Genomic DNA, 12,969 nt, shown 5'->3' on the forward strand with positions numbered 1-12,969 from the left:
TTAATCATCTTAAAGATAAATTATGGGAAGTCCTTTTGAATGCGTATATCTAATCTCGATATTAGGACTGCGATACAATAAAAATTAACGAATTAGATGATGAATATAGTTAGCAGAAATAGGGGAAAAAGGTTTTCTTTGAATACTAGCTTGTCTTCTTTCTTCGTAAACTATTTGTCTTTCTTTGATATTAGCAAATTCGCAGATATTGACAGGGAAATTATAGTCTTGATAATACTGAAAACGTCCTGTTTTTGTAAATCTAAACGAGCGACAAAATATTCTATTATCTCGAATATCAAACACTAACTATAATTTACCTTTGATCTTAACAACATCACCGGTATTAATTTTTTTTTCTTGTAAGTTCATTTGTACTATTATAGAGGCTGAATTTAGACTAGGGCTTTTAATAGTACATCCAGAGTGTATCCTTAAAATATGCCAGATTCTTAATTTTTCTTAAAATTTGATACTTGTAAAATAGGTATATTGCCCCGTAACTAATATATATAGCAATCGGAAAATAGGTGGTAGTAAATTAAATAGTAATTAATAACTCTCAAACTCAAGTGATTTCTAAATTCTTCGGGCAACGATGCTCCGATGCACAGGGTAATGGTAAAATCTTCATTCTAAATGCTAAATTCTAAATTTTTCCCAACGAAAATGCCACAAATCAAATAGGATTCCTATAATCACTTCCTCTTGTATTAAAAATCCCTTAATTCCTCATTCCTAATTCCTGATTTTTTTAAAGAGTTAAAGATTGAGTATCGGTTTCGATTAATTTTGCTAAATCCTGTAAAAATCCTGCCGCATCTGCTCCATAAATAATACGATGATCACAAGTTATATTAACAGACATTTGATTTTTGATGCCAAATAAACCATCTTGATTCGCTACCACGGTAGGGGTAACACCACCAATGGCTAAAATTGAGCCTAATCCAGGGGGTAAAATAGCAGTAAAATTACTAACACCAAACATCCCTAAATTAGATAAAGTAAAAGTTCCAGTAGTATATTCGTCAGGTTGTAATTGTTTTGCTCTAGCTCGGTTAACCAAATCTTGCCAATGACGTGCTAAGGAATAAATATCAATGACATCTGCATTTTTAATTACAGGAGTAATTAAGCCACCATCGGGCATGGCAACAGCAACAGCGATATTAATACTGTCATTATATTTAATACCGTCTTCAGTGAAACTAGCATTAACTATAGGGTGTTTTTGTAACGTTATAGCTACAGCTTTCGCCAATAAAGCAGTCATCGTTACGCCTTTAGATTTAATTTTACGGTAAAGACTATCTAATTTATCGGTGTTGATACTATAAGTAACTTGGAAAGTGGGTACTTGTAAACTAGCTACCATATTACGAATGACAGCTTGTTGCAATGTGTTAAAAGGTATTATTTGCCCGGCTAAATTATTAACAGGAATAGGTGCGGGGGCAATAGTAGGAGTAGATACAGAGGGGAAAGGAGTGGTAGGAGTAGGAGTGTAAGGAGTTTTTCCAGAGATTTTCTGTATATCTTCAACAATAATACGTCCATTCGGTCCCGAACCAATGACATTACTCAAATCAACCTTTAATTCTTTGGCCAGTTTTTTTGCCCGAGGAGAGATGATAATTCTACCATTAGTTTTCGCCGCAGTGGAGACAGTGGCAGTAGTGACAGGTTGAAGTTCCGACTCGACTTTAACTTCTTGTTGATTTATAGGAGTAGCAACTTTTGTGCCTTGAGTAGCTTTTTGTTTAGCTTCCTCAATTTCTGCTAGTGTTTCTGCAATGTAAGCGATGGCGACACCAACAGGTGCTTGTTCTCCTGCGGGTACTAAAATAGTAGCCAAATAGCCAGAATAAAAGGATTCTACATCCATATCCGCCTTGTCTGATTCTACGACAACAACGGTTTCCCCTTTCTCAATTTTATCACCAGGCACTTTTTCCCATGAAACAATCTTCCCTTGTGTCATTGTTGAACTAAGGGCGGGCATAAAAATATCGTGAATCATGATAATTTAGAACTTATTTATTGATCAAATCATTAATTATACCTTGATTGAGGTTGATTAACTGCGTAAAGTGACAGCAAATTGTTTAATTAAAGTTTCTCGAATTTTGTGATGAATAGGATCAACATCGCTATCTTTGAGTGTACCATCAGGGGATCGATAAACTAAATTAAAGGCTAAACTGCGCTTATCTTCTGCAACATTTGCTCCTTTATATTCATCAAATAATGTAACATCCACCAAAATTTTACTTCCGGCTTTGCGTATCGCCGTAATAATGTCAGTAACAGTTAAGTTAGTAGAGACAAAAAAAGCTAAATCACGAGTAACGGTGGGATAAGTAGAATAGGCTTTAAAAGTGGGAGTTTTTAAGTATTTTTGGTTTAAATAAGCGATTAAGGGCTCTAATTTTAATTCAAAGGCATAAACACTATCAGGTAAATCTTTTTCTTGGCGTAATTGAGGGTGAATTTGTCCAAAAATGCCTATTTTAGTTTTATTTAACCATAAACTAGCGGTACGACCAGGATGTAAACGATTATCTTCAGAATCTGCTTGATAGGTAATTGGTGCTTTTAAATGATGGAAAAAACTTTCTAAAATTCCTTTAGCTTCAAACCATGTAATCGGTTGTGGTTTACCGCTTTGAGTCCAGATACCATTAGTATATAAATTACCGCCGATAATGCCACCTAGGGAGTCACCTTCTTTCATGTTTCCGTTTTCAAGCCAAAAAACTCGTCCGATTTCAAAACCTTTTAAATAGCCGTTTCCTTGGGCTTGGTTATATTCAAAGGCATTAATTAAACCATCAATTAAGTTACTGCGAAGGGCGGAATATTCACTAAAAAGAGGATTTGCGATTTTAATTTGAGCTTTTTCAGGAGAAACTAAGGAATATTGCACCAATTCCGTTAAGCCTAAGCCTTGTAAATTAGCTCGAATTTGTCGTTGAATTTTCACTGTGGGGGATAAATAACCAAGTTGAGATTGAGGGGGTAAAGTATCGGTAAAATGATCATAACCGTATAAACGGGCAACTTCTTCAATTAAGTCGATTTCCCTTTCTAAATCACGATAACGGTAAGAAGGCACGGTGACAAGCCAAACGAGAGGAGAATCAGTTTTTACTTCTAACTGACAACCCAAATCCCTTAAAATTCTGACGACATCATCAGGAGAAACATCTTGTAAACCTTCTTTCCCCTCAACCAAATCAGGAGGAGAAATCTTTGCGCCTTTGCGTCTTTGCGAGAGAAAATCAGGATTTTGCTTAACCTTCCCCAAAATTTGATGAATGCGATTTAATCTTAACTCAATAGTATTAGTTAATTTTTCAGGGCGATTATCAGCAATTGTTTGACAGGTAACTTTTCCTCCCGCTAAGTCAGTAATGAGAGTAACAGCACGAATTAAGGCTTTTTCCAATTCTACTTGATTAACTCCTCTTTCATAACGAGTAGAGGCTTCCGTGCGAATCCCTTGACTTTTGGCACTTCTACGAATAGGTACTGGCTCAAATAAAGCCGCTTCGAGTAAAATATTTTGAGTATTGTCATCAACTTCGCTGTCTTTTCCTCCCATAACACCGGCTAAAGCGATAGGGTGATTATTAGCAGTGATAAGTAAATTTTGTGGTTTTAAATCTCGTTTTTGAGTGTCTAAAGTGATTAAAGTTTCATTTTCAGTGGCAAAACGCACCCCAATAGTTAAATCTTCACTTTTGGCAATCCTTCGGAGTTTTTCTCTATCAAAAGCGTGTAAAGGTTGTCCCCATTCTAAGAGAATATAGTTAGTTATATCTACAACATTGTTAATAGGGCGCACTCCTGCTGATTCTAAACGCCATTGTAACCACTGAGGAGAAGGTTCTATTTTAACATTCTCAATAATTGTAGCAATATAAGCAGGACAAGCAGAAGTTTCCTCAATTTTAAGGCCTTTTAATCCCCTCTGAGTAGAAGTAATCCCCGTTAATCTTTCCTCCATAGTGGGGAGGCTGAGACTTTCTCCTGTTAAGGCGGCAACTTCTCTAGCAACCCCCACCATACTTAGGGCATCAGCTCGGTTTGCGGTAGCTGTTATATCCAAAATTACGTCATCTAAGCCTAAAATTGGTCGTATATCTTCTCCTACTGTCAAATCTCCTTCTAAAATTTTGATTCCTTCACTATCTTTTGCCAAGCCTAATTCTGCTAATGAACATATCATGCCTTTACTGTCAACTTCTCTAAGTTTAGTCGGTTTGAGTTTTAAATCAATTTTCGGTAAATAACTTCCTAAAGTAGCAACAGGTACAAATATATTTTTTCGCACATTAGGCGCACCACAAACAATCTGTGAAGGCGTTTCACCGCCAATATCTACTTGACAAACACTTAATTTATCGGCATTGGGATGGCGATCGCATTCTAAAACTTTACCAACAACAACACCATCAGCCCAACTTCTTCTATCTTCCATATCTTCGACCTCAAAACCGGCAATAGTAAGGATTTTTGCTAATTCTTCAGGAGAGATAGTTATGTTAACTAATTTTTGTAACCACTTAAAAGATATACGCATTATTAAAAGATAAAATTACGGTAATGAGATAATCTTCTATTATTAACTAACTTCAGTATTAGAACAAGTCAATAAAATTATAGACAAAAACTGAATAATAGATTAGAATATGTAGATGTTTGTCTATAAAGTTATAAACTATTTAATAAAAAAAGAACCTAAAATATAAAATTTATTGTTGAGGAGAAGCAATATCACCGACTTTAAAGCCCGTACCAGAAATTATTGTTCCAACGCTAGAAGATTGATCAACATCATTTATTTCCACTAAACCAATAGGGGTTGTTACACTCCGAATAACTTTTCCAGTTTGAGGATCTTTTATTTCTTTTCCAACTCTTTCAATTGATACTTTCATCCCAGCATGATAACCATCACTTTTACCTTTATTTAAAACAACGGTATTACCAGTTACATCTGCGACGACAGCAGTTACATTGGGTAATACTTTTGGCACAGCGGCCAATTTAGATTGATTTGTCTTCATTTTAGTAATAATTTGTTCGACGGCTTTTTGAGTAGCAGAAGTTAACAATTTCCCCTCATTGCTGGTAGTAGTACCACCTCCGATCCCGAAAATTACCACTTGATCATCATTTTGATTACCTTGGCCCGTACCTTCGACAGTCATTAAAATTTCTCCCGTAGTGGTGTTAACAATACGAGCGTTTAAAGTTACTAAGGCTTCAGTTTTCTGACTACCGACATTAACCCCAAATAAGCCAAAATTAGAACCTTGTTTTTCTAGGTCAAATTGTGTCACTGAACCAATCATAACCATTTCAACTCCTAACAACCTACCGATTTGAGCCGCATAATGACAGGAAAGGCTATAAATGATTAAATATGTATAAAAAATGCTATGAGTATTCGTTACTGTTGCCCGTTGCCAGATCAGGAGTTTCTTGCTCTTTTTTAACTTAAATACTTGCTAATTTGTAAGTTTATAAGTTATAATGTTTAATTGTATTTAAAATTTTGGGTGCGTAGCTCAGATGGATAGAGCAACTGCCTTCTAAGCAGTCGGTCACAGGTTCGAGTCCTGTCGCACCCGTCTTTTCTCGTGCTTACTTCTAGCTCTTGTGTGTTCCTAAAAAGTTAGACCAATTTTAAACCAATTTGATTCTAGCACTTCATCGAATCATATATATCGCACCTAAAAATATTTCACCCCACAGTGCGGACATTTACCCTCCTAGCACCTTAAAGTAGAGATATACACCTACAAAAATTTTTTAATCATGAAACGGGAATTAAACTCATTATCACCTGAATCACAAAAAGTTCTTATACTCCTTAAGAAATTAAGATTAGTACTATCCGAAGGTATCCAAACTGAAGTACAATTAGAACAAATTGAAAAGATCGAAAAAATGCTTAACGATTTTAAAGAACAATTAGGGCTTAAACTCGCAGATTATCACCACCTTGAGCATTCCTTCAAGAAAACTCCTTAATTTTTTTTTCTTTTTTGTTATAAGTTTTTTTTATATATATTGCTTATTTTTATCAGATATTTATATCATTAAACCTTCTCTGGGTAGAAAATTCACCCAAGATAGGTGAAAGTTTATTTTTAAGTAATACTCATGATTTTTAGACACCCTGAACCTGTAAGATATATGACAAGATTTGCAATACCAGAATCGTTGTTCAACAAAATAAACGAAATTAGGGAAAAAGAGCAAAAACCATTCGCTGAAATATGTCGTGATGCTCTCGAATTATTATTAGAAAGTAAATAAAACCTACCAGAGTAATTATGTTAATTTTCACTACTAATTACTCTAATATTTACACACATAAAAAAGAGAAAGGCAGGATAAAAAACCTTTCTTAAAAAGACAAGATACAAATTATAAGAGGTATAAAGATATGTTAAATCACGATATTAAAAACAATCAAAAATCTTCCGAAGTTTTATCTAATAATATTTTGGGTGAATCAAAACAAATTATCAATAACTCCAATTATTCATGGTTGGATAACGTAAAAATACCTGAAAATATTGGACACATATCGAAATATAATAACCCTTATTCAATAGATTATATCATATCTAAAGATGAATATGTCATTAATTGTGAATTAGAAATTGATGGGGAATGGTATTCCATACCCGATGTTGGATTTAGTAAAACTCACCCCATCTCATTACAAATAGGTGATCGCAACAAGAAAAAAATATTTTTAGAGCATCCTCAATGGAGTAAGGAAAATGAACAATATATACCAACATGGATAGGAGAAACACCATTACCCTTACTATTAAATGGTCAGGAAATAGATATAATAACAAATGATTATGATAGGGATTTATACGAATCTCAAGAAAAATATATCCGTAAAGGGGTGAAAGTTAATAGAGTGATACTATTAACCCTACATATATTTTATTCCTTTAAAGACATCGAATTATTTTTAGGAAAAAGACTTACTAGAAGTATATTAGGACATATAGAACAAAAGAGAAGACTCCGAACAGTAGTCAGAAAAAATGGTAATTTACATGAAGATTTTATCGACTTAAATTATCACTTAAAAATCGATGGAAATATTTATAAAGTGAAATTATTTATCATTGATTATTGTGGTATAGCAGGAGGTAAATCATTACTCGATACTAGCCTAACTTATGGTATTCCTATGGAACAAAAAACAATTATGGACGATTATAAATCATCTATGGATATACCTTATACAAATTCAGAATTAAGACAAGATTTTATCGAATATTCATTAGGAGATTTAGTATTATTTGAATTAGGAAAAAATCACCAAATCAAACATAATAATATTAGAGATATTTTAGAGTTAGAAAACATGGATAATATACCCTTAACAAAAGGTAGTGAAGTAGCTAAAACATTACAAGATTTTATTCTTAATAAATGTCCTATAGATACCGAATTATTAGATCATTTACAATTTAAAAGTGCTGAAGATTTATTAGCTGTAAATGGGATAAAAACCAACCTCGATAAAGATAAAAGTACCACCGCTATTTATAACGGGATTGTACATGGGGGGAGATGTAAAAATGAATCACCACAAAACCCTGTTATCGATGGTTTAGTCCTATCTATGGACTTATCAGGTTGTTATGCTTCTGCTCTAAAGTCTTTACAATACCCCATCGGATTACCCCTTCATATTTTCTACCATAAAACCGAAAAAAATAAGCTCACATTACGGAAATTTCTTAAGGAATTTGGTAAAGAATTAGTACCTGATTGTTGGCATATTGTAGTGTCCACTAGCGAACCTTTATCATTTATGCAAAATCTAATATTTAGTAAACATTTTAACGGTAATCCTTCCATCGATGATACTAAAGATGAAATCAGCGAAAGTCATATTAAAGGTGAATTTGGCATCTACCTTAATGAAATTAAAAACGGTATTTTAACACATCATTCTCTCGAAATGTTAAAAGCCATTGCCAGTAACTCTGAATGGGGTGAATTAATGGATAAATTGGAAATAGTATCAGGAGTTGTTTATCTTAAATCTCATCAATGTAATTCCTTTGAAGAATATCAAGAAAAAGTCCTTTCCACACAAGGAAAAATCAAAACTGTTAAACGTAAAAAACAAGCATGGTATATCCAAGATGATCGTCCTTTATACTGGTATCCAATACCTTTAGGAGAGTTTATCAACCCTCTTATAGTAGAACGTAAAAAAGCCAAAAATGAACGGGATTTATACCAAAAAAACAGTGATAAATATAATGAATTAAATAGTCAACAAGAAACCCTTAAATTATTCATTAATGCTGTTTATGGAGTTATTTGTTCACCTTACTTTAAAATAGGGAATACTACCGTTGCAAATAACATTACTGACATGGCTCGAATGGGATGTTGGGCAATGCAAATCGCTTCTTGTGGAAAAACTGCCGTGACTGATGGTTCTGAATTTGATATTAATAAAGTATTACAATGGACAAATAAATTCCCTAGTTTTAACACCTTAGTAAAATTACAGTTAGAATTATTTAATGACTCCGATAGATTAGACAAAGATTTACAAAAAAACTTTGAAATTATACCATTAGGAAATCAAGGAACTTGGGATATACAAATAGATGAAAAAACCTCTGAATTTGTCTTATACCATGATGGTATAGAAATTGAAAGAAAAATTAATAATGAAAGTTGGCAAACAATTGATGATATTTATACACAACACATGAATAACTTTTTTGGGAAATTAAATCTCACATGGTTAAAAAGATATTCCTATGAAGATAAAGGATTATATGATGGTATGGTATTACATTCCCAATCCAATTATTTACTCAACACCTTAGAGGGGAAGTCCAAAATAAAAGCTAGAGGACACAAAACCGATAAAAAAAGTTTAAAAGGAGATGTAATAGGTAAACACCCTTTAAATGATATGCTTACCAGAGCAAAAAAGGGTGAAAAAATCCCCTTCTATCATCCTGTTGTTACAGAGCAACTTTTAAAACTTAAAGAAGTAGTTAATGCACATACCGCTATTGAGCAAGGAGAAAAAGCACAACTCATCACCACCAATAATTTATTACCCTCTGACACTATTCATGTCACAAAACGTATTTACCCTATTAGTGCTAGTTGTTTCTATTACCTCAATAAACAACAAAAAAATTATTGGGAAAAACTAGAAGAAAGATGTAAAAAATTCACAAATGATCGTCAAAAACTTGATTATCTATTCCGTGATGAGAAAGGATACCTCGATTACTCCCAAGCACATCGATTATTACATACCTTGATAACTATCAATGGTATTTCAAGAGATTTAGAACTAAAAAAATTAGTACCTAAATTAATCACTTTACCACGTTTGTAATATCAATTTATTTTACGTTCGTGTCTTAAATTATTGCAAAAAATGAAGAGACAGACGTAAAATTTAAACCCCTTTAAACCTATATGTATCAACGCTTTTCACGATTTGCGGTAAAAATCATATTGCATATTAGGGGATATAAACACCTCCCCAGAAAAGACGACCGAAGGGAGTACAACATTACATGAACAAGCGAAGCGAAGTGAATTTCCTAGCCATAATTTCACGACTTAAATCATTACCCTACCAGTTTAAGTATTTATACTCATTACACCTATCAAGAGAACCGTAATATTTGAATCAAGTAGTGTCCTACACCATCATTAATTATGGCTCTGAGGACTGTGGTATATTCGACATAAACTATAATTTATTATCTCAAATCTGTTCAATGAGTGGCGATGGGCTTTTCCGAAGTTATTGTAAAGATTACAAAATGAATGTAAATAGATATATAATCAACTGTGAAACTGTCAGAAAGAAATTAAGCTAATAGCCAACTCCTAACCGTGTTAAAACATGATAAAACTAACTCAAGGTATAAATCATCATTAAACAGATAAAACTCTATTCATACCCCCTAAAAATAGCCAAATAAAAAACCCTACCAGTTGAAGATTAGTAGAGTCGAAATATAAACATTAATACAAAAAACATGAGTTATACTAAGATATTGAGTGAAAAATACTTGCAAACCCCTTTTACACATCATTTCACCCCCTTAAAAAAAGTAATTATGAAGGAAACCTAAAAAATCAGAACTTATCCATAGAGAAATCCCTTAAATAGTCATAAAAATTATAGAGAAAAGTCTATACAATATTTTATACCACATTGAGTACAGTATGTCTATCTGTCTAACATCTTTTGGTAATCTAAAAAATTATAGAAATATTATCGCCGTAGAAATTCACGAATAAATAGCAAAAACCATTACCATGAAAGGAATTATACGATGTTGAATAATGACGGGGAAAACAAGGTAAAAATCCCTCAAAGCCTTACCATACCGTGAAATTAACTGATCGGAAAATATTATAAATCTCCCATGACTCCGAATATTAAACACCAAGCATTATAAAGGTTTCAGACTATTTTAAATCCTAATTCTCCGAATATAACCACCGTAGTAGAAGTATTATCCTTAAAGGACTTCAGAACTTAACCCTGTAGAAATCACACCCTACTAACCCTGACTCGGTAATCCATTTTTCTTTTAATTAATTTCCGTAAAAACTACATCCCATCTTCATCTAACAACGGCGAGGTTTAAAAGGCTTTATCAGTGGGGATTTCAACTTATTTAGTTTCAATTTTCTGCGAGGTTAATTATCGCCAAAACTCCTTATAAAAACCCTCACCTCTACCCTTTATATATCAACGATTTTACCCCTTATAAGATAGTTTTCTCACGCACATAAAACGGCGAAAACTAAAGTAATATACCGAGTATGCTCAAACAAAACCCTAATTATCTCACATTTCACAATAAATTTAATAGATATAAACAAATTCCTTAAAAGCGTCAAAAAACTCATCAAACTTATCATCCCATTGATCAAAAGGTATTTGAGCCTTTTCTAACTCGAAGGCAGAAAAACCCCCACTCACAGTTAACCAACCCATTCCATCATCTTTTTGATTTACTGCACGAGTCATAGTATCGTAAAAATAATCATTATTTTCAAAATCTTCAGGTTTTATCCCATAAAAATTAAAATGAAATTCTGTAGGGGATAAATAACGGAGGCTATATTGGGTTAATCCATCAACATAAATTTCCCCTAATGTATCTAATAGTTCTTTACGATGAATACAGACTTTTTTGTTCTCTTCTTCTTCTCCTGATTCTGGTAAAATCTCATAACCACTATAAACTATTGGAATAGTTTTAACATTTTCAAATCTATCTGATAGTGGTAAATAGTCTATTACAAAAGGATTACCTATCTTCCTTCTGGGGACACTATAAGAATCTAGGAAAGTCAAAAATTTGGGTAAGTTTTTAGGGGTATAATAATCATAAGGGAAACAATCTAATTCTCTGTCTGTGGGATTACCAATAATCATCTTAAAAATTCTCCTAATCTAATAACCAGTTTGCCTTATCCCTATTAATGGTGACTTTATATATTTTACCATCACTATCAAGGGAATGTCCGCTTAAATCTAATTGTCGCCATATTTTCTGACTTCCTTCCTGAAACTCTAACAACAAATTTTTATTAATAGTAAAAGCATTATTTTTTTCATCGGTAATAACTATTCCTTGTTTATTTATTAATTGATTTTCTGAGTTTAAAGATAGAATCTCCCCATTATCATCACGGATAAACAAATCATTCACGGAGTCATAGGTAATTGAGAAATCCTTAGTCTTCAACTCCTGAATAGGTAGAAACACACCATAACCCGATGAATCTTTAACTAAGGGGCTTTTTAAGGTATTTCCTATCTTCAATTGCCCTTGTTTATTGAAAGACAATTCATCACCATTATCGGTGTAAAGTTTCCCATTAATTAAAGAAATATTACCATCATTATCCCCCAAAGTCAGATAAGTTTTTTCTAAAATATCTTTAAAAGTAGAATGTAAAGGATTTTCCAAAGAATCATTCAAACTTTTTTCAATTAACTCTACAGAATTATTAAAGAATAAATTAACCTTACTAATTTTTTCCTTAATTTGAGCAACAATAGGGGTATTATCATTATACCCCAAAGCATAAAGTTGATATAAAGTACTATCTAACTCCAGATATTTAGTCTTCAATCCATTAACTTCTTCTTTAAGGTCATGTAAATAAACATTTAAAGAATATTTTTGTGATTGTTTCACTTCATGGGTAGTAATTTCCTGAACCCTTAACCTAATTTCCTTAAAATTATCTTTATAAAAATCCTTAAAATATTTATCAGAATTTAACTCTATGAATTTACTAAAAACCTTTCCAACATCACTTTTAAAGGAATTTTCAAAATTATTTATCTCGTTAACAGATAAAGGATGGTTTAAGCTATCAGAAAATATATTAACTATTTTCACTAAATCTTGTTTAATTTTTTTCTGTAAACCACTAGAGATAGATATTCCTTTCTTTTTACCATATTCATCTAAGATAAAATAATAAAGATCATTTAATAATTTATTTTTTATATCCCCGTATTCAGGAAGATTAATTCTAAATAAAACCTCATATTTATTACTAATACTAATAATCTTTTTTTCGATAGCATCTTCAATTTTACTCAATAAAAACAGTTTTTCATTAACTTGTTTATAAGGTAAATATTTATTGTGTTCCTCTCTCTTATAAAAAGAAATACCAGTTTGAATATTTTGTAAACGAAAATCCCTAAAAGTATCCTCAAATAACTGTGAATTTTGAGGATTAAACCCCCCATGATTAATGATATACCGATAAAAGAATAAAAGTTGTTCATTTACCCCCTTATTCAAAGGTAAATAAGTCAACGGGTGATTAATATTATTAATACCTGAACCTATATGGGTATCTTTTTCCACATCATAATAAAAT

9 protein-coding genes and 1 tRNA gene are annotated in these 12,969 nt (G+C 32.4%); 4 read left to right on the plus strand and 6 right to left on the minus strand.

Annotation, left to right across the window (positions count from 1 at the left end):
• Positions 1-84 precede the first annotated feature (84 nt).
• The 4 genes from FWJ34_RS13465 to FWJ34_RS13480 all read right to left on the minus strand — a co-directional run bounded on the left by FWJ34_RS13465 (position 85) and on the right by FWJ34_RS13480 (position 5,486).
• Complete coding sequence (locus tag FWJ34_RS13465) at positions 85-306, minus strand: hypothetical protein (protein WP_308255842.1); 222 nt, start codon at positions 304-306, stop codon at positions 85-87.
• 448 nt (positions 307-754) lie between these two features.
• On the minus strand, positions 755-2,023 hold the full coding sequence (locus FWJ34_RS13470; protein ID WP_308255843.1) for a dihydrolipoamide acetyltransferase family protein: 1,269 nt from the start codon (positions 2,021-2,023) through the stop codon (positions 755-757).
• Between the two features lie 57 nt (positions 2,024-2,080).
• A complete protein-coding gene (gene pheT, locus FWJ34_RS13475) occupies positions 2,081-4,588 on the minus strand; it encodes a phenylalanine--tRNA ligase subunit beta (RefSeq protein ID WP_308255845.1) in 2,508 nt (835 codons plus the stop codon).
• 172 nt (positions 4,589-4,760) lie between these two features.
• Positions 4,761-5,486, minus strand: a complete 726-nt coding sequence (locus FWJ34_RS13480) for a CsgG/HfaB family protein (protein WP_308255853.1) — start codon at positions 5,484-5,486, stop codon at positions 4,761-4,763.
• A gap of 82 nt (positions 5,487-5,568) precedes the next feature.
• Here FWJ34_RS13480 and FWJ34_RS13485 point away from each other — a divergent pair.
• The 4 genes from FWJ34_RS13485 (at position 5,569) to FWJ34_RS13500 (ending at position 9,430) form a co-directional block, all read left to right on the plus strand.
• Positions 5,569-5,642, plus strand: a tRNA-Arg gene (locus FWJ34_RS13485).
• Positions 5,643-5,829: 187 nt separating this feature from the next.
• Positions 5,830-6,045, plus strand: a complete 216-nt coding sequence (locus tag FWJ34_RS13490) for a hypothetical protein (RefSeq protein WP_308255846.1) — start codon at positions 5,830-5,832, stop codon at positions 6,043-6,045.
• 132 nt (positions 6,046-6,177) lie between these two features.
• Positions 6,178-6,333 carry a hypothetical protein gene (locus FWJ34_RS13495; protein ID WP_308255847.1) on the plus strand — a complete coding sequence of 52 codons (156 nt, stop codon included), beginning with the start codon at positions 6,178-6,180 and terminating at the stop codon, positions 6,331-6,333.
• Between the two features lie 130 nt (positions 6,334-6,463).
• Positions 6,464-9,430: a hypothetical protein gene (locus tag FWJ34_RS13500; protein ID WP_308255849.1), complete on the plus strand. Its 2,967-nt coding sequence runs from the start codon at positions 6,464-6,466 to the stop codon at positions 9,428-9,430.
• A 1,494-nt stretch (positions 9,431-10,924) separates the two neighbouring features.
• Here the strand turns inward: FWJ34_RS13500 and FWJ34_RS13505 are convergent.
• Together FWJ34_RS13505 and FWJ34_RS13510 are read right to left on the minus strand one after the other, a co-directional pair.
• Positions 10,925-11,500, minus strand: a complete 576-nt coding sequence (locus FWJ34_RS13505; protein WP_308255850.1) for a hypothetical protein — start codon at positions 11,498-11,500, stop codon at positions 10,925-10,927.
• 13 nt (positions 11,501-11,513) lie between these two features.
• Positions 11,514-12,969: hypothetical protein (locus FWJ34_RS13510; RefSeq protein ID WP_308255851.1), on the minus strand; the 1,456-nt coding region annotated here is incomplete at its 5' end.

The sequence above is a fragment of the Geminocystis sp. GBBB08 genome (genome assembly GCF_016743215.1).
GTDB lineage: Bacteria > Cyanobacteriota > Cyanobacteriia > Cyanobacteriales > Cyanobacteriaceae > Geminocystis.

Excerpts from the sequence above, each read along its gene's own strand:
- FWJ34_RS13505 (WP_308255850.1), bottom strand. The coding sequence starts at position 11,500 with ATGATTATTGGTAATCCCACAGACAGAGAATTAGATTGTTTCCCTTAT.
- FWJ34_RS13500 (WP_308255849.1), top strand. The coding sequence starts at position 6,464 with ATGTTAAATCACGATATTAAAAACAATCAAAAATCTTCCGAAGTTTTA.
- FWJ34_RS13470 (WP_308255843.1), bottom strand. The coding sequence starts at position 2,023 with ATGATTCACGATATTTTTATGCCCGCCCTTAGTTCAACAATGACACAA.
- pheT (WP_308255845.1), bottom strand. The coding sequence starts at position 4,588 with ATGCGTATATCTTTTAAGTGGTTACAAAAATTAGTTAACATAACTATC.
- FWJ34_RS13490 (WP_308255846.1), top strand. The coding sequence starts at position 5,830 with ATGAAACGGGAATTAAACTCATTATCACCTGAATCACAAAAAGTTCTT.
- FWJ34_RS13495 (WP_308255847.1), top strand. The coding sequence starts at position 6,178 with ATGATTTTTAGACACCCTGAACCTGTAAGATATATGACAAGATTTGCA.